The organism is Paeniglutamicibacter kerguelensis, from assembly GCF_017876535.1.
Classification (GTDB): domain Bacteria; phylum Actinomycetota; class Actinomycetes; order Actinomycetales; family Micrococcaceae; genus Paeniglutamicibacter; species Paeniglutamicibacter kerguelensis.
The window spans coordinates 449,924-466,880 of sequence record NZ_JAGIOF010000004.1 but is presented as its reverse complement, the minus strand read 5'-3'; the positions used below and the strand labels follow the sequence as shown (position 1 = coordinate 466,880).

At 65.3% G+C, this 16,957-nt stretch carries 14 protein-coding genes and 1 tRNA gene; 9 read left to right on the top strand and 6 right to left on the bottom strand.

The window, feature by feature from the left end:
* Nucleotides 1-13: 13 nt before the first annotated feature.
* Nucleotides 14-1,141, bottom strand: coding sequence for an FUSC family protein (locus JOF47_RS21475; protein WP_210002728.1), 1,128 nt, complete (start codon nucleotides 1,139-1,141; stop codon nucleotides 14-16).
* Nucleotides 1,142-1,366: 225 nt separating this feature from the next.
* Between JOF47_RS21475 and pstS the strand changes: the two genes are divergently transcribed.
* From pstS to JOF47_RS21445, 6 genes are all read left to right on the top strand, one after another.
* Entirely contained in the window at nucleotides 1,367-2,485 is a 1,119-nt protein-coding gene (pstS, locus tag JOF47_RS21470; RefSeq protein ID WP_210002726.1) for a phosphate ABC transporter substrate-binding protein PstS, read from the top strand.
* A gap of 155 nt (nucleotides 2,486-2,640) precedes the next feature.
* Nucleotides 2,641-3,573: a phosphate ABC transporter permease subunit PstC gene (gene pstC, locus JOF47_RS21465; RefSeq protein WP_210002725.1), complete on the top strand. Its 933-nt coding sequence runs from the start codon at nucleotides 2,641-2,643 to the stop codon at nucleotides 3,571-3,573.
* Nucleotides 3,573-4,742, top strand: a complete 1,170-nt coding sequence (pstA, locus tag JOF47_RS21460; RefSeq protein ID WP_210002723.1) for a phosphate ABC transporter permease PstA — start codon at nucleotides 3,573-3,575, stop codon at nucleotides 4,740-4,742. Before pstC ends, pstA begins: the two co-directional genes overlap by 1 nt.
* Before the next feature lie 50 nt (nucleotides 4,743-4,792).
* The gene (pstB, locus tag JOF47_RS21455; protein ID WP_210002720.1) at nucleotides 4,793-5,572 is read left to right on the top strand and encodes a phosphate ABC transporter ATP-binding protein PstB; all 780 of its coding nucleotides are present in this window, start codon (nucleotides 4,793-4,795) and stop codon (nucleotides 5,570-5,572) included.
* A 273-nt stretch (nucleotides 5,573-5,845) separates the two neighbouring features.
* Entirely contained in the window at nucleotides 5,846-6,205 is a 360-nt protein-coding gene (locus JOF47_RS21450) for a PadR family transcriptional regulator (RefSeq protein ID WP_210002719.1), read from the top strand.
* Nucleotides 6,205-7,425 (top strand): hypothetical protein, encoded by a 1,221-nt coding sequence (locus JOF47_RS21445; protein ID WP_210002717.1) that lies wholly within the window; start codon nucleotides 6,205-6,207, stop codon nucleotides 7,423-7,425. The genes JOF47_RS21450 and JOF47_RS21445 overlap by 1 nt, the downstream gene beginning before the upstream one ends.
* Before the next feature lie 41 nt (nucleotides 7,426-7,466).
* Here JOF47_RS21445 and JOF47_RS21440 read toward each other — a convergent pair whose 3' ends face one another.
* From JOF47_RS21440 to JOF47_RS21425, 4 genes are all read right to left on the bottom strand, one after another.
* Nucleotides 7,467-8,489 (bottom strand): inorganic phosphate transporter, encoded by a 1,023-nt coding sequence (locus JOF47_RS21440; protein WP_210002715.1) that lies wholly within the window; start codon nucleotides 8,487-8,489, stop codon nucleotides 7,467-7,469.
* 8 nt (nucleotides 8,490-8,497) lie between these two features.
* Entirely contained in the window at nucleotides 8,498-9,112 is a 615-nt protein-coding gene (locus JOF47_RS21435; RefSeq protein WP_210002713.1) for a hypothetical protein, read from the bottom strand.
* A gap of 293 nt (nucleotides 9,113-9,405) precedes the next feature.
* Nucleotides 9,406-10,065 (bottom strand): hypothetical protein, encoded by a 660-nt coding sequence (locus JOF47_RS21430; protein ID WP_210002712.1) that lies wholly within the window; start codon nucleotides 10,063-10,065, stop codon nucleotides 9,406-9,408.
* A gap of 19 nt (nucleotides 10,066-10,084) precedes the next feature.
* The gene (locus JOF47_RS21425) at nucleotides 10,085-10,834 is read right to left on the bottom strand and encodes an ABC transporter permease (RefSeq protein ID WP_210002710.1); all 750 of its coding nucleotides are present in this window, start codon (nucleotides 10,832-10,834) and stop codon (nucleotides 10,085-10,087) included.
* Between the two features lie 71 nt (nucleotides 10,835-10,905).
* Between JOF47_RS21425 and JOF47_RS21420 the strand changes: the two genes are divergently transcribed.
* Both JOF47_RS21420 and JOF47_RS21415 read left to right on the top strand, forming a co-directional pair.
* A tRNA-Lys gene (locus tag JOF47_RS21420) sits at nucleotides 10,906-10,978 on the top strand.
* Between the two features lie 273 nt (nucleotides 10,979-11,251).
* Nucleotides 11,252-12,061 (top strand): siderophore-interacting protein, encoded by an 810-nt coding sequence (locus JOF47_RS21415; RefSeq protein WP_210002708.1) that lies wholly within the window; start codon nucleotides 11,252-11,254, stop codon nucleotides 12,059-12,061.
* A gap of 336 nt (nucleotides 12,062-12,397) precedes the next feature.
* On the opposite strand, the gene helR is transcribed toward JOF47_RS21415, so the two are convergent.
* The gene (gene helR / locus JOF47_RS21410; RefSeq protein ID WP_210002706.1) at nucleotides 12,398-14,620 is read right to left on the bottom strand and encodes an RNA polymerase recycling motor ATPase HelR; all 2,223 of its coding nucleotides are present in this window, start codon (nucleotides 14,618-14,620) and stop codon (nucleotides 12,398-12,400) included.
* A 585-nt stretch (nucleotides 14,621-15,205) separates the two neighbouring features.
* Here helR and JOF47_RS21405 point away from each other — a divergent pair.
* Nucleotides 15,206-16,870 (top strand): thiamine pyrophosphate-binding protein, encoded by a 1,665-nt coding sequence (locus JOF47_RS21405; protein ID WP_210002704.1) that lies wholly within the window; start codon nucleotides 15,206-15,208, stop codon nucleotides 16,868-16,870.
* The last annotated feature ends 87 nt before the right edge of the window (nucleotides 16,871-16,957 follow it).

Genomic DNA, 16,957 nt, shown 5'->3' with positions numbered 1-16,957 from the left:
GGTGCGCCGTTCGCTAGAGGCGGGGGAGCAGCGCCGCCGCATCCTCGTGCAGGGTTCCCGTCGCCTCGAGCAGGTCGACGACCAAGGGGCGCAGCAAGAGCACCATGCCTTCGCCCTGCAGGCCGCTGACATGCAGCGACCTGGGGTCCAGCCGGGCGGCGCAATCGGACAGCTCGCGCTTGGCCCGCGAAATGGCGCGGGAGTATCCCGATTCCGTCGGTTCGAGGACCGCGTGGCCCAGCGCATCGACGGCCTCCGCGAGTTCGGTCAGCAGGCCGGCGACCGTCTCCACGCCCCTGTCGCTCAACGCTGCGTTGTCGATCACGGTGGTGAGGCGGCGGGCCAGGACCCTGGCGTTTCTCACCGCCAAGTCGGTTTTCTCGGCGGTCACCACGAGCCTGCCGATGTCCGAACGGTGTCGACGGTGGGCCGGCGCCAGGGTGGCGACTTCCCGGGCAAGGTCAAGCGCGCCGGGCAGCGCGTCCATGAGCGGCTGCGTGGCGCGGGCGCGGATCAGGGCATGGAAGGCGAGCCTGGAATCGGAGGTGCTGACCGCGCGCCCGCAATCCTGGAGCACGCCGGAGAGCTCGTTCAGGAGCTTTCCGAGGTCGGCCATGGGGGTCCGCCGGGGATCGCGCGGCAGGATCATCAGGATCAGCAGGGCGCAGACCGAGCCCACCACGGCGTCCAGCGACCTGGCGAACGGGCCCGCCTCGCCGATGGGAAGCAGGACCACAAGCAGCGATTGCAGGCCCAGCTGTGTGGTGAAGATGGGCCCTGAGTCCAGGTAGCGGGCGATCGTCAGGGAAAGGAACAGGACGGTGGCGGCCTGCCAGAGGCCGGTTCCCAGGACGGTGAGCATCAGGTCGCCGACGGCCACGCCCAGCGTGCAGCCGATCGCCACCTCCATGGTGCGCCGCAGTGTGGTTTGGGTGCCGAAGCCCAGCGCGAGAAGGGCGCTGGTCGCGGCAAAGATGGGATCCTCGTGCCCCAGTACGCGTTCGGCAATCCAGTAGGCCAGGATCGCGCACAGGGTCATCTGGATGATTTTTGGCATGGACGTTTGTGCCCTGCGCATACCGACCCGGTTGCGACGCTTGATAAAGCCCCAGCTGGTGGCAATTGAACTCTTCACGCCCATGTTCCCAGTCTGTCACGGCCCGGACTTCCGCGGCTCGCGCGGCGAAAGTGACCCGAATCACTGAAGTATCCCGGGGTTGTTCACCGTCCGTTCACCTTCGTCGCAACCTCTGGTTACCTGCGGGGCCTAACTTCGTATTGAAGCGATGTGCCAGCGCGTGCATCGACGGGTGCGAACCACGACGATTCGGACCATCATTGACAGGTATTTGAAAGAGGAAAATTCGTGAAGCTCAATCGCATTGGCAGCGCGGCTGCTGTCCTTACCGTAGCCGCACTGGCACTGACCGCGTGTGGTTCGGACAGCCCGACCGCCACGGCAGGAACCAGCGCCTCCACCGGAGGCGCAGCCGCCGGTGCGGTTTCCGGCACGCTCACCGGTAGCGGTGCTTCCTCGCAGAAGTCGGCCATGGAAGCCTGGAAGGCCGGCTTCGAAGCCGCCAATGCCGGCACCATGGTCCAGTACTCCCCGGACGGCTCCGGCGCCGGGCGCAAGGCCTTCCTGGCCGGCGGCGCGCAGTTCGCCGGCTCGGACGCCTACCTGGCGACCGAAGAGATCGAAGCCTCCAAGAGCATCTGCGGACCCGAGGGCGCATTCGACGTTCCGGCCTACGTTTCCCCGATCGCCGTGGCCTTCAACCTGCCGGGCGTCGAATCGCTGAACATGGACGCGGCAACCATCGCCAAGATCTTCAAGCTGGAGATCACCAAGTGGAACGACCCGGCCATCGCCGCGGCCAACCCGGGCGTGGAGCTTCCGGACACCGCAATCACCGTGGTGCACCGCAATGACGAGTCCGGCACGACCGAGAACTTCGTCGACTACCTGTCGCAGGCCGCCAAGGACGTCTGGACCTATGACGTCAGCGGCGACTGGCCCACCGAGCTGGCAAGCGAAAACGCCAAGGGCACCTCCGGCGTTGTCGCAACCACCACCGGCACCGTCGGCGCCATCACCTACGCCGACCACTCGGCCGTGGGCAAGCTGGGCACCGCCAACGTGAAGGTCGGCGAGGACTACACCAAGATCTCCTCGGAGGCCGCAGCAAAGGCCGTCGAGGCCGCCACCCCGGTCACCGGCCGCGGTGCACAGGACATCGCGCTGGACCTGAAGCGCGACTCCGCCGAATCGGGCACCTACCCGATCATCCTGGTTTCGTACCACATCTTCTGCTCCAGCTACAAGGACCAGGCCACCGTGGACCTGGTCAAGAGCTTCGGCAAGTACGTCCTCTCCGACGCCGGACAGAAGGAAGCAGCAACTTCCTCGGGCAGCGCCCCGCTCTCCAGCAAGATGAGCGAAGCCGCCATCAAGTCCGTCGAATCCATCAAGGTCGGCTCCTAGCCAAGACCCCCTGTCCGCGCCTTCCCGCCCGATGCCGGCAACCGCCGCATCGGGCGGGAAGGCGCGGACCACACGGTTTCCCCCCCTCCTCATCCCACGGCAAGCGGCCACCCGATCCCCGTATCCGCTTGCACAACTTTTGAAGGCTCACCCTCATGACCACCAACGCGCTACGGCGCAAAGGATCCAACGGGCAGGCCGGAGACAAGATCTTCTCCGGCGCCACGCTCGGCGCGGGCATCCTCATCCTCCTCACTCTTTTCGCTGTGGCGTTGTTCCTGTTCATCCAGGCGCTGCCGACCTTCTCCGCCGACCCGGCGCTGATCACCGGCGGCGAAGGGTTCGCCAGCTACATCTTCCCGATCGTCATCGGCACCGTGATCGCCGCGGGCATTGCGCTGCTGATCGCCACCCCGGTGGGCATCGCGGTCGCGCTGTTCATCTCCCACTACGCGCCGCGCAAGTTGGCCGCGGGCCTGGGCTACGTGATCGACCTGCTGGCAGCGATCCCGTCGGTCATCTACGGTGCCTGGGGCTACCTGGTGCTGGCCCCGGCGCTGGTTCCCGCCTACCAGTGGCTGGCCGAGAACCTGGGATTCATCCCGATCTTCGGTGGCCCCGCCTCGCAGACGGGCAAGACCATCCTGACCGCCGGCATCGTGCTTGCCGTGATGATCCTGCCGATCATCACTTCGCTGAGCCGCGAAATCTTCCTGCAGACACCCAAGCTCCACGAGGAAGCCGCGCTCGCCTTGGGCGCGACCCGCTGGGAAATGGTCACCATGTCGGTGCTGCCCTTCGCCCGCCCCGGCATCATCTCGGCAGTCATGCTGGGCCTGGGCCGCGCACTGGGTGAAACGATGGCCGTGGCACTGGTGCTCTCCACCGGCGCGCTGATTCCCTCGATCATCAAGTCCGGCAACCAGACCATCGCCGCGGAAATCGCCCTGAACTTCCCCGAAGCCTTCGGCCTGCGACTTTCCGAACTAATCGCCGCCGGCCTGGTGCTCTTTGTCATCACCCTGGTGGTCAACATGATTGCCCGGGCCATCATCGCCCGCCACAAGGAATTCTCGGGAGCGAACTGATGAGTGCCACAACAGCCAAGCAGACCAAGAACGACGTTCCCGGCGTGCCGGACAAGACCCCCAAGACCCCCAAGGCGCCGCTGGCGCGCAGGCGCAACTCGCTGGCCAAGGGCCACCTGCCGCGCTTCGCGGTTCCGGCCATCGCCGCCGGTTCGCTGGTGCTTGGCGCCGCGGCCTCGACGCTCACCGGGTTCTCGGTGGCGTCGCTGGCGATCTACACCGCCGTCATCTTCGTTGTCGCCGCCGCCGTCACCACCACCGCGGTGGAAGGCCCGCGCCGCGGCAAGAACGCCCTGGCCACCTACCTGGTCTACGGCGCGTTCCTGCTGGCGCTGATCCCGTTGGCAAGCGTACTGTTCACGGTGCTGCAAAAGGGCCTGCCGGGCATCAACATGCACTTCCTGTTCCACTCCATGAACGGGATCACCGGCGCCGTCGACAACGCCAGCGTCGAGAACGGCACCCCGGTGCTGGGCGGCGCGTACCACGCGGTCATCGGCACCCTGCTGATCACCCTGTGGGCCACCGTCATCTCCGTGCCGGTCGGCATGCTGACGGCCATCTACCTGGTCGAATACGGCAAGAACGGCCCGCTGGCCCGCGCCATCACCTTCTTCGTTGACGTCATGACGGGCATCCCCTCGATCGTCGCCGGCCTGTTCGCCACTGCGCTCTTCGCGGTGCTCTTCGGCCCGACCGCCCGCATGGGCATCGTCGCAGCTGTCGCCCTGAGCGTGCTGATGATTCCGACGGTGGTTCGCTCCACCGAGGAAATGCTTAAGATCGTCCCGAACGAGCTGCGCGAGGCCGCCTACGCGCTGGGCGTGCGCAAATGGCGCACCGTGGTGAAGGTTGTCATCCCCACGGCGATCTCCGGCATCGCCTCCGGCGTCACCCTGGCCATCGCCCGCGTTATCGGCGAAACGGCACCGATCCTGGTGACGGCCGGCCTGGCCAACAACATCAACGTGAACGTTTTCGCCAACTGGATGGCCACCCTGCCGACCTTCATCTACTACCAGATCCTCGCGCCGACCTCCCCGACGAACGTCGACCCGTCGATCCAGCGCGCCTGGGCCGCAGCCTTGCTGCTGATCGTCATGGTCATGGTGCTGAACCTCGGCGCCCGCCTGGTCGCAAACCTGTTCGCCCCCAAGAAGGGCCGTTGAGCACCCCGCTCCGGACCCGACGCACACAAACTTTCTAAGGAATAACCAAAATGTCCAAGCGCATCGACGTCAAAGACCTCAACGTCTACTACTCCAAGTTCCTGGCCGTGGAAGACGTGAACATAGAAATCGAAGCCAAGTCCGTGACGGCCTTCATCGGCCCGTCCGGCTGCGGCAAGTCGACCTTCCTGCGCACGCTGAACCGCATGCACGAGGTCATCCCCGGCGGCCGCGTCGAGGGCGAGGTGCTGCTCGACGGCGACAACCTCTACGAAAGCGGCGTCGACCCGGTGACCGTGCGCAGCCAGATCGGCATGGTCTTCCAGCGCCCGAACCCGTTCCCGACCATGTCCATCAAGGACAACGTGCTCGCCGGGGTGAAGCTCAACGGCAAGAAGATTTCCCGTTCCGACGCCGATGACCTGGTGGAGAAGTCCCTGCGTGGCGCAAACCTCTGGAACGAGGTCAAGGACCGCCTGGACAAGCCCGGATCGGGCCTCTCCGGCGGCCAACAGCAGCGCCTGTGCATCGCCCGCACCATTGCGGTGAAGCCCCAGGTGATCCTGATGGACGAGCCGTGCTCGGCGCTGGACCCGATCTCCACCTTGGCCATTGAAGACCTGATCAACGAGCTCAAGAGCGAGTTCACCGTGGTGATCGTGACGCACAATATGCAGCAGGCCGCGCGTGTGAGCGACAAGACCGCGTTCTTCAACATCGCAGGCACCGGCAAGCCGGGCAAGCTGATCGAATACGCGGACACCGCGACGATCTTCTCCAACCCGTCGGTCAAGGCCACCGAGGACTACGTCTCGGGCCGCTTCGGATAACCCCGAAGCAACACAACAGTAGAGCTTCGCCCCGGGTCCAAGGACCGGGGGCGGTACCGGAAGGGGGATCTTCCGGGGATCCTGGAGGGGATCACAGCGGCGGGGCAGTGCGCATGAAGTCGGCGCATTGCCCCGCCGCTGCCGTGTTTAACGGGTGTGCCCGGAGGTGTCGCGGGCCGCGGCGCGACGCGCGACACGGCACAACCAACTGCCGCAATATGCGCACTACTGTGCAAAGCGTAATACTGTGGTGTGCGGAGAAGGGAGTGCCTGGTGGACACCACGCAATTGCTCAAGGGAGTGCTGGACGTCGCGGTATTGGCCGTGGTCCGCGAGGAAGACGGCTACGGCTATGACATCGTCAGGCGCCTGCGCGCCGCGGGACTCGCGGAGATCGGCGACGCCTCGGTGTACGGGACACTGCGCCGGCTCTACGCCGCGGGGGCGCTCTCAACGTACGTGGTGCCCTCCGAGGGCGGGCCCAACCGCAAGTACTACGCGATCAAGGCGGAGGGAATCGCCATGCTTGATGAGCAGCGGGAAACCTGGAACGAGTTTGCCGCGCTGTTCTCCGCATTGATCAACCAACAACCGCCATCGGCAGTCGCCGCGAGCCGGAACGGATCCAACTGATGAACACGAACCACCAGAAAACCGTCGGCGAATTCGCGCGCTCCGTACGCGCCCAGTTGTCCGACCTTCCCGCGCTCGATGTCGAGGAGCTCACCGAGGGCCTCGAGGCGGACCTCGCCGAACGCCTGGCCGAGGACGGCTCGGATCTGGGCGACCCGGTTGCCTATGCCGCCGAGCTGCGCGCGTCGGCCGGCCTCGCGGCCAAGGCTCCGCTTCCGGCTGCAGTCCCCTTGCATCGATCCCTGGCCTTCAAAGCGCGTGAAATCCTTGCTGCCCTGCGGACTCATCCGTCCACGGTCTCGCTGCTCGATTTCCTGATAGCACTGCGCCCCGTCTGGTGGGTGCTGCGCGGCTGGATCGTTTTCGGCCTGCTCATTGTTCTGCTGAAGCAGGAATGGCCGTTCTTCCCGCGCAGCTTCTTCGAGTTCATCCTGTGGGTTGCCCTGATCATCGTGAGCATTCAATGGGGTCGCGGGCGCTGGTTGGGTGCTGGGCAGATTGGCGTGGCCTTCAAGGCCACCGCGAGCGTTGTTGCGGCGCTGTTGCTGTTGCCGCTCACAGTCATCTCTCTTGACTCGGTCAATCGAGCGCTCTCCGACCAGTCGTTCAACTACGCATCCGCAGTTTCCCCGGTTCAGGAGGGCGTCTCCATCGACGGAGGAAACGTGTCGAATGTTTTCGCTTACGACTGCTCAGGCAAGCCGTTGCACAATGTGCAGCTATTCAATCAGGACGGCAGAAAACTCTCTGTCAGCCCGTTCGACGATGAGTTCTCCTCGTACTACAACCAAGAACGTGGGGAAGAGATCTACGGCGTATCAAACAGGTTCGCCTCCAGGGGCGAGGGGTGGAACATCTTCCCGCTGGACGTCACCGAGGAAAGCCCATACCAAGGCGGCGGAATCGACTTTGGACGTGTCCAGGCGCCCCTGCCATTCGACACCGTCCAGCCGCTGCTCAATGAGTGCGCTCCGGAGGCACCGAAGCAGCAGGAGGCCATCCTGCCAAGCACAATGCCAACGGCACCGACGCTCGATCCGGAGGGAATGAAGGCCACCGACGCCAAGGGTGGCGAAAGCACCAGCGCCAGCCCGTCCCCAAGTCAAATCCCGGGCACGCCGGAACCGGGGGAATCCAAGGCGCCGAAGGAATCGGCCAAGCCGTCCGCGCCCTCGGGCGAATCGTCCGGTGAACCGTCAGAGGCCCCGAAAGGCAAGTAGGGCCCGGGCCGTGGGTCGGCCGTGCGGGACCGTTCCCCGCGTCAGCCGAGCAACGGGTGCATGGCCAGGAGGAGGACCCCGGCCAGCAATGCACACACCACGGGGGTCGCCACCCAGTGCCTCAGCACCCGGTTCACGTTACGCCAAATGACGGATTCGAAACGCTGGTTGGCGCCGGCTCCAACAATGGAGCTGGTGACGGCCTGCGTGGTGGACAACGGCAGATGGAAGACCATGGCGCCAAGGAAGAGCATGGTCGCGGACACGGACTGGGCGATCATTCCGCGCAGAGGATCAAGGCTCACCAGCCGGTAGGCAATGGTGTGGGCGATGCGCCAGCCGCCAAAGAGCACGCCGGCCGACAGGAACGTGGCCCCAAGCAGCTGCGTGCCGAGCATGATCGACCCGGGTTGGGCCGCGTGGGCGGTCACCAGGGTCAAGGTGAGCATGGCTCCGGTGCGCTGTCCGTCCTGGATGCCGTGGCCCAATGCCACCGCACAGGCGGCAACTGCCTGACCGGCCCGGGAAACCCCGTTGACGTCGGCGGCGCTCGAATGCCGCACCAGCCAGGTGGCCGGAACCACCAGCAGGTAGGAAAAGGCAAAGGCAACCAGCGGGGTGAAGACCAGCGGGAGCAATACGCCGCCGAAGAGCATGCGCAAGGAATCGTGAACCCCGTCGTCGCCCAGGAAAGCCGAAGCGCCGCTGGCCCCGGCCAGCGCGGAAATCAGTGCATGTGTTGACGAAATTGGAAGGCCCCGCCACCAACACAGGATTCCCCATGCGCCGGCCGCCAGCAGCGCCGCAAGCAGAAGCGTGAGGCCGGGTGTGCCGTCGGGGACATTGAGTTCAACGGCCGAAATCAGGTACACGCCAAAGCTGGTTGAGAGCATGGTGCCGACAAACGTAAAGAACGATGCGACCAAGACGGCGTAGGTGGGGGTCAGCGCCCGGGTGCGCACCGCTGCCGCAACGGAATTCGAGGCATCTCGAAAACCGTTGAGAAAAGCAAAACCGCAGGTGCATGCCAGGACAAGGTACATCATCAGGGATAGAGCGGTCATGGGGAGGCTCAGGATTCCTTGACCAGGACGCGTCCCAAGTGGTCGGCCACCGCACGCAAGGATTGCGCCGAGGCAAGGAACTGCTCGGCCACCGAGCGGTGCCGGATGATGGTGCCAGCCTTGCTCAGCTCGCCGATTTCCCCGATCCAGGTGCGGTGCGTGCGGTGGGCGCGCTTGGAAATCCTGACCAGCTCGAGCCACAGGTCTTCGAGGTCGTCCATGCGCTGCAAATTGCCCAGTGCGTCCGTGGTGAGTTCGGCCTGGCGGCCGATGAGCTCAAGCTGCTCGGCTGCCCGGTGGGAGAGCTGCCTGCTCCCCAGATGGGCGATGAGGTCGCCGGCGCCGCTGAGCTGTTCGACGGCTTCGTGCAGCAACCGGGAAAAAGTGTAGATGTCCTCGCGCGGCAACGGGTTCACGTAGCTGGTGCGCAGGTGGGTGAGCACCGCGTAGTGGAGGTCGGTGGTTTTTACCTCGGAGGCGTTCAGTTCGTCCAGATGCTGTTGGCGGTCCTCGTCGGATCCGAGCATTTCGGAAAGAATGCCAACGCATTGGTGGACTTCGGTGGCCAGCTCGCGCAACAACTCGAGGCCACGCGTGTCCGAAGGGAAAAATCTAAACTTCACGAAGTACCACCGGGTGCGAATGTATGGAAACAGGTCGTGCCCAGTTTACGGGGCAAAGGTTAACAAGCCCGGTTTCGTTGGTGGAGGGTGCCTGGGGCAGATATCCGGGAGCCCGGATGGGTGAAGTTTAGTGGTGCCGAACCGGGAGCGCCTCTCGGCGGAAGGCCGCTCGTAGCGGCTGAAAGTTGGAGCCCGGGGCTGCCGCGATCCGGCACCATGAGTCAATTTTTCTCGTATCGGGCCCCTGCTGTCAACACGAAAGGTGTCAATACGCGCTTAGCGTGAAGGAACTCTCAGTCGAGTTCCCCACGCCGCCACAACTCGGCGGAGGCTTCCAGGTCCTCGGCCGTCTTTAGCAGCGAGTGGGCCCTGCGTGTCATCACCGAGGCGCGCGACTCGTGTGAAAGTTCGGCGGCATCCGCCTGTTCGGCCTGCCCCAGGGCAATGACCCGGCAGTAGGCAGCGGTGCGCTCCAATGCCACGTCGAAGTCGCCCTCGAAGGCTCCAGTGAGGATCGAAGTTGTCATTTCGCGCAGCTCATCCGCTCCCGGGGGCTCGGCGGCCCCGGCGATGGCCCGGGCGACCTCGGCTTTCCGGGCGCCCGCCGCAAAGAAGGAAGCCATGGCCTCGGCGTTGCCCAACGTCGCGGCACGAATCGCGTAGAGCCGCCAGAGTGCGCCGGGCAGCGACCGCGCCGGGGTCTTGGACCAGAGCTCGGCAACGATCTCCAGCCCTTCGTCCTCGGCAAGGGTCACGAGCCGTTCGCGCACCTGGGGATCGGCACTGACCTTGCCGGCACGCACCAACGCCTGGGCGGTCAGGTGCGCAGCCTCGGAAATCCGTGCGGGATCAACCCCGCCCTCGAATGGATCAAAGTCCATGGGGGCGAAAGGTTTGGGTTTGTGGTGGCGGAACGTGGTTACCGGGGGAGTCGTCGCTGGGTGGCCCTTCATGGCCTTGAGGATACTCTGTTCAGCTGGATGCTTGCTCATCGAGCGGAAGCCGGGACGACCCTGCTGCGATGTGGGTTGCGACCAATGCCGTCACGGTTCCGCCCAAGGCAAGGCCGGCGAGCACCACCAGCTGGAACTGGGCTGCCTCCAAAGCGGGGGCGCCGCCAAAGAGGGCGCCAACGAAGGCGCCGGGCAGCGTGACAAGTCCGGTTGACTTGGTTTGGTCGAGGTTCGGGATCAGGGCTTCGCGCACGGCCATGCTCCGTGCGGTCTTGGTGGATTCGCGAGGCCATGCACCGAGCGCGAGCCAGCCCTCGACCTCGCCGCGCTGTGCGCGCACATTCACCAGATAGTGGCGCAGCGCCATTGTTGAAGCGGTCATGCGTCCACCAATGATGATGCCGGCGACGGCAATGACCGATTGGGCCCCCAAACCGACCAGTCCGGTTCCCAGGATGACAGCGAGGGATAGCAATGCCCCGCAGACGGTCTCCGCTATGCCGGCGCGTGCGCCCAGAGGCAGGGATGCCGCTCGCCGGGCCGTGGTGAAAGACGCCGTCGAAAGCATAAGGATGACAAAGAGCACGGCCGTCCACGGGACGGATTCGACCCCGCGCAGCAGTAGGGTGATTGCGGCCAGCTGGACCCCGGCGCGAATGATTGCCACCAGCGGAAGCGCGCCCAGTCGGATGCCCGCATGGGGCAACAAGGCCGTCGCTGCAAGGACCATCGCAAGGATGACCACGGCAAACCTGATGTATTCAAACACTTCATGAATTTACCAAGGTTGTCCAAAACCTGCCCGATTATCAGCTAATATAGGTGTTGGCCTTGTGCCATGCGCCTTTAGCTCAGTTGGTAGAGCACTGGACTTTTAATCCATTGGTCGCGGGTTCGACCCCCGCAGGGCGCACAGAACCACCCCCGTTCCCCTTGTGGGAGCGGGGGTTTTCTGTTGCTAGGACGATGTGGCCAGTCGAAACGCCGATGCCCAAGGTCCACCAGTTCAGTTTTGAATCATGATCACCACAAGCCCTTTAACGCCCTTCCCCTTCCAGACATATGCTGTTCGCGATTGCCACCCCCGCTGTTCCGCTACATTGTTCGGGACGACCGCTACAGAGTATGGCCGCATGGAAACATGGATTGACCGCCTGGCAACAAAAGCCGTTGCTAGCGTGGAGAAATGCAGTTCTGCGAACCCGCCCGCGTGATTGACGCGCAATATCTCACTCCCCATATGATCCGCATCCGCCTGGAAATTCTGGGCAACTGGCGGTGGCCGACCCACGGGATTGGCGACGATAAGATCGACCTCGCATTCCCGCGAGCAGGGGAGACCAGGGCCGACGTCGAATATTTTAACCGCGACGACTATGGCTCGGGCGCATCCACGGGCGAGCCCCCATGGCGGCATTACACGGTGCGCCGCGTGCACGACGGCGGCGCCGTCCTCGACATCGACTTCGTGGTGCACGAGGGCGGATTCGCCTCCGAGTGGGCTGCTCGCGCGGAACCCGGGCAGGTGCTCGGCGTGTTCAGCACGGACGCACCCCGCGCCTACTTCGCTCCGCCCGGCAATATGCGGCAGCTGCTGCTCGTGGCCGACGCGACGGGACTGCCCGGACTAGGGCGCATCATCGAGGGTCTGCCGCCCGGAACGGCGGCGCACGCAATCGTCGAGGTGCCGTCCGAGGATGACCAGCAGCTGTTCGAAACCGCTGCGGAGGTCACCTTCGATTGGCTCATCGGCACCGGCCTTGGACGGACCCGCAGTGCGCTGCCCAAGGCCGTCGAGGCTTGGTCTGCACCGACCGAACTCGATTATGCCTGGGTGGCCTGCGAGGCGGCCGCGAGCCGTCGTATCCGTCGTCACCTGCGCGCAGGGCTCGGGCTTGATCGCCGCAGTCACATCGCCGTTGGGTACTGGACTGATGGGCACATTGGACACTTCGAGCAGGACGAGCACCAGCACCAGCACGACGCGGCGCACTGAGATGCCCGCAAGTATAGGAATGGAGCCGGTTCAGTTGCTGGTGGCCCAACCCAAGATGCCATTCGCCATCACCTTGCCGGTGGATTTCCCGCCAACTGGCCGGGGGGGGGAAGTTGTTTACCCGCCATGTGCGGATCTTGACTGCGCCGGGACCCTCATTTTTCGGTGTTCGAACCGTAGCGAAGAGTGGTCGGCAACCGGGAATCGTCGACAGGTCCAGGTCCGTCGGCAACGACCCCGACTTCATCTGGCGAGTCGGCTCCGATGCCCGGGGCACCCCAAAGAGCAAGGGGGATCGTTTGGGAAATGCGCGGATGGGGAACATATCCGGGCAAGCTACGGCGTTGAGTTGCGGGTTGCCACATTTCCTTGAGGCGCTGCCGGGGCACTGCGGCCGGAGAGCAGCACAAGCCTTTGGGTGGCCCGGGTCATCGAGACGTAGCGGTCGACGGCACCCTCGATGCTGGTCCCGAATTCCTCCGGGTCGACGAGGACAACGAGGTCGAACTCGAGGCCCTTGGCCAGTTCCGGGGTCAGCGACCTGATGCGTGAGGTAGATGTGAACGCGGGATCCCCGATGACACAGGCAATGCCGTCCTCGTGCGCGGCCAGCCATCGCTGCAGGATCGAATCCAGTTCCCTGACGTGTGCGTGGACCACAGGGATGCCGCTGCTGCGCACCGAGGTCGGCACGTTGGCATCGTGCAGGGCGGCCCGGATCGCCGGTTCTGCCTCCATCATGACCTCCGTCGGCGTGCGGTAATTGATGTTCAGGGAAGCCATGGCGATGTCGCGGAACCCTACGCGTTCCAGGCGTTGCCCCCACGACTCGGTGAATCCGTGCCTGGCCTGGGCCCTGTCCCCGACGATGGTGAAGCTCCGCGACGGGCAGCGGCTCAGCAGCATGTGCCACTGGGCATCGGTCAGTTCCTGTGCCTCGTCGACGACGATGTGCGCAAACGGGCCGGCCAGCCGGTCCGGGTTGTTCTCCGCCAGGGCGTCCTCGTCGATGATGACCGGCTGGAGGTCCGCCTGGCGCAACATTGTCACGAGGCCCGTGCCGTCGTCGTCCGCCGCGATCAACTCGTCAACGACCCTGGCCATCTGTTCCCGCTCGGCGGCGACGGCGGCCCGGTGCGCCTGCCGGCGCCGGGAGGCTTGCGGGTCGCCGAGGCGTTGCCGTGCCGCGTCCAGCAGCGGCAGGTCGGACACGGTCCAGGCCCGGGGGTCCGGGCGCTGCAGCAGGCGGACCTCCGCGTCGGTGAGCCAGGGTGCGCATGCGTGCAGGTACCCGGGTGCGGAGAACAGGTTCGCGACGAGGACCGTTGCGTCGAAAAGCGGCCACGCCCGGTTGAAGGCCCCGGCCAGTTCCGTGTTCTGCAGCAGGGCGCGGCGCAACAGTCCAGAGGGAACGCCACCGTCTTCGCTGGCTTCCCCGTCGTTGGCGAGCTTGCCGGCCAGGATCGACAGCAGCGCCTCCCAGACCTGGTCGCGGGCCTCGTTGTGGGGCGTTCCAGGTTCCGCGGCCCCGAACGCGTCCGCCCAGTCGGCGGGGCCCAGCCAGAGTTCCGCCCAGGGGGTCTCCACCAGCAGGCCCTCGGAGGGTGGCTGCTCATACATGGCAACGGCCGGTTCGATGGCCTTCACCATGGTGGCCAGGGACTTCAGTCGGGCAATCTCCGGGTCGGATTCGACGGCGGCGGTGCCGCCCTCGGCGACCAGGTCCCGCAGGGTGCAGGTCTGCACGCCCTCCTCGCCAAGGCTCGGCAGCACGTCCGCAACATAGGCCAGGTAGGGCTGGTGCGGACCGACGAACAGCACCGAACCCCGGCGCTCGCCGAGTCGCGGGTCCGAGTAGAGCAGGTAGGCGGCCCGGTGCAGGGCCACGACCGTCTTGCCGGTGCCGGGGCCGCCGTCGACAACCAGCGCCCCGCGGGATCCGGCACGGATGATTGCGTCCTGGTCCGCCTGGATGGTGCCGACAACGTCGCGCATCCTGGGCGACCGGCTGCCGCCGAGGCTCGCGATGAAAGCGGACTGGTCATCGAGCGCGGCGTTGGATTCCAGCCCGTCCCGCGTGAACGCCTCGTCCCAGTAGTCGCCGACCCGGCCGCGGGTCCAGCGGTACCGGCGGCGGCTCGCAAGGCCCATCGTGTTGGCGTGGGTTGCGGCGAAGAACGGTTCTGCGGCAGGTGCCCGCCAATCGACAAGAAGCCTGCGGCCGTCACCGTCGGTCAGGCCGATCCGCCCGATGTACACGGGTTCCGGATCGTCGGTCATGACAAGGCGACCCAGGCAGAGGTCCATGCCGTAGCGCTGCAGAAGGCCCAACCTGGAGCTGATCCGGCGGATTTCGGCGTCGCGTTCCACTCCCTCCTGGCCCTTGCCGCCCGGTGCCTTGCGCTGGGCATCGAGGTGCCGGGCAAGGTCGGCGATCTGCAGGTCCAGGCTCCGGGCGATCGCCGCGAAGTGCTGTTCGTCGCGGGCTATCAGCATCGGGTCGGCCTTGGCGGCCAGGTGGGCGGGGAGGTTGAACGCAGTGGTCTTGACCTGGGTCATGGGATCATCTCCGGTATCGATACGGGGCGCGTGAAACGGCCGAACAGCATCCTCGGCCGGGAGGGGGAGGCCCCGTGGCGTGGGCTGGTTTCGCTGCCCGCGGGCACAAGGACGCGTTTCCGAACATTGAGTATGCGCCTTGCAGGGGTCCTTGCGGCAAGGCCCCCCGTGCGTTATAAATTGGAAATGGAGAGGAACGTTTTCTCCTGTTTTGTGGCACGAAGCAATCCCTGTTTCCAGTATTGGAACGGGGATTTTCCTTTGGGTCCGCTGCATCGACCGCTATGGCTGAACCACGCGGAAGCTGGCTGATGACCAGGCATGTGAATCACGTGCGGCGGATGTAGGGGCGTGAACCTTGCGGTAGGACTGCGCTTCGGGCCGCCGACCCGTTCAGCGGGCACGAAAGATGCACGCGAAATGCCAAATGTTGCGTGGGGCACATTTTTCCCACTATGTTTAACGGGTCAGGCGAAACACTTCTGAAGTTTCTGCCGTCGCTCTAAAAATGGGCGAGATCCGGGTTCATTGCCCGAAGACGAATATGGCCCTCACAGTTGTTTGCTACATTCGAAAGTCACAAAAATGCCTACAATTTCTGCCGCGGTTTCCCGCGCCCTTTTAACCTGCACTTCCGAAATCTTCGGGGTCATGGGCAACGGAAATGCGCACTTCCTTGACGCCTCGGTTCGCACCGGATTCCGCTTCACCGCCGTCCGCCACGAATCGGCCGCAGTCACCGCCGCCGACGCCTACTTCCGGATCACCGGCAAGCCAGCGGTTGCCACAACCACCTACGGGGCCGGATTCACCAACGCCATCACCCCGCTGGCCGAAGCCGCAGCAGCAGGAATCCCCATGGTCCTGGTGACCGGCGACCAGCCAACCACCGGCGCCCGCCCCTGGGACGTGGACCAGACGGCAATCAACGCCGCAGTCGGCGCCACGACCTTTGTGGTTGACGCGCAAAACCCAGTGGCAATCACCCTCGCGGCGGTGGCCTATGCATTGCGAGAACGCGTACCCGTTGTCATCTCCCTGCCCTATGACATAGTGGCCGACGAAGCGGCAGACGAGCCGGACCTGACGCTCGCGGACTTCAACCTGGACCCCGGCTACCCCGTGGCGGCGCCGGAATTGCTGGCCCAGGCGGCAACGGCACTGAGCGCGGCCAAACGTCCACTGGTCCTCTACGGGCGCGGCGCACGCCTTTCCAACGCCGCCGAGGCAATCGGCGCGCTCGCCGACAAGCTCGGTGCCCTGAGCTCCAGCACCGTGCTGGCGGCAAACCTCTTGTCTTCCCGTCACGGCGACCTGGGCATCACCGGAGGCTTCTCCTCCGAAGAGACCGCGGCGCTGATCCACGAGGCAGACACCGTCCTGGTGCTTGGCGCAAAGCTGAACCAATTCACCATGCGCTTCGGCGACCTCTTCAACGATTCGGCGCAGGTCTTCCAGGTGGATGTCGCACCGGCCGCAACAAACCCGCGCGTCGATGCGTTCATCCGCGCCGACGCAGCCGCCGTGGCCGCGGCGCTGGCCGGCATGGTCGAGGAACGGACCGGTGAAGGATCCTGGCTCGGCCAGGTCGGCGACCGCCTCGGAAAGATCAACGAGCACGCCCGGGGCGACGAAACCGCCCCCGACGGGCTGCTGGACCCGCGCTCGGTGGCCCGGACCCTCAACTCGATCCTCCCGGCGCAGCGCCTGGTGGTCCAAGACGGCGGACACTTCATCGGATGGGGACCCATGTACTGGGACATCCCGGGTCCGCAGGCGCTGAACCTGGTCGGGACCGCCTACCAGAGCATCGGCATGGGCCTGGCCTCGGCGGTCGGTGCCGGCGCCGCGGCCGGGGAAGGCGAGACCGTGGTCCTTGCCTCCGGCGACGGGGGTTTCCTCATGGGCCTTGCCGACCTAGAATCGGTGGTCCGCTCGGTGCGCAGCGGCGTCATCGTGATCTACAACGATGCCAGCTACGGGGCCGAGGTGCACCAGTACGGCTCGATCGGCCTGCACGAGGAGCCGATGCTCATTCCCGAGGTTGATTTCGCCGCAGTTGCCCGCGGACTCGGCGCCGAAAGCACCAAGATCCGCTCGCTGGAAGACCTTGCGGAGTTGCGCCAGTGGGTTGCGGACGGCGCCAACGGGGTGTTCCTCGTTGACTGCCGCATCAGTGCGACGGTCAGGGCCCCGTACATGGAGGAAGTCCTCGAGGCCAACCGCAAGACCGCCCTGGCCCGCGGCTAGCGAACAATCCCTTGGGGAGGGTGCCCGGCTCGGCGCATGTATTTGGACTGATCCGGGCACCTTTTTGTTTCACGTGAAAACTTTTTG

What these genes read in the sequence shown, in the direction of transcription:
- JOF47_RS21475 (WP_210002728.1), bottom strand. Translation starts at nt 1,141, where the DNA reads ATGGGCGTGAAGAGTTCAATTGCCACCAGCTGGGGCTTTATCAAGCGT.
- pstC (WP_210002725.1), top strand. Translation starts at nt 2,641, where the DNA reads ATGACCACCAACGCGCTACGGCGCAAAGGATCCAACGGGCAGGCCGGA.
- pstA (WP_210002723.1), top strand. Translation starts at nt 3,573, where the DNA reads ATGAGTGCCACAACAGCCAAGCAGACCAAGAACGACGTTCCCGGCGTG.
- pstB (WP_210002720.1), top strand. Translation starts at nt 4,793, where the DNA reads ATGTCCAAGCGCATCGACGTCAAAGACCTCAACGTCTACTACTCCAAG.
- JOF47_RS21445 (WP_210002717.1), top strand. Translation starts at nt 6,205, where the DNA reads ATGAACACGAACCACCAGAAAACCGTCGGCGAATTCGCGCGCTCCGTA.
- JOF47_RS21440 (WP_210002715.1), bottom strand. Translation starts at nt 8,489, where the DNA reads ATGACCGCTCTATCCCTGATGATGTACCTTGTCCTGGCATGCACCTGC.
- JOF47_RS21430 (WP_210002712.1), bottom strand. Translation starts at nt 10,065, where the DNA reads ATGAAGGGCCACCCAGCGACGACTCCCCCGGTAACCACGTTCCGCCAC.
- JOF47_RS21415 (WP_210002708.1), top strand. Translation starts at nt 11,252, where the DNA reads ATGCAGTTCTGCGAACCCGCCCGCGTGATTGACGCGCAATATCTCACT.
- helR (WP_210002706.1), bottom strand. Translation starts at nt 14,620, where the DNA reads ATGACCCAGGTCAAGACCACTGCGTTCAACCTCCCCGCCCACCTGGCC.
- JOF47_RS21405 (WP_210002704.1), top strand. Translation starts at nt 15,206, where the DNA reads ATGCCTACAATTTCTGCCGCGGTTTCCCGCGCCCTTTTAACCTGCACT.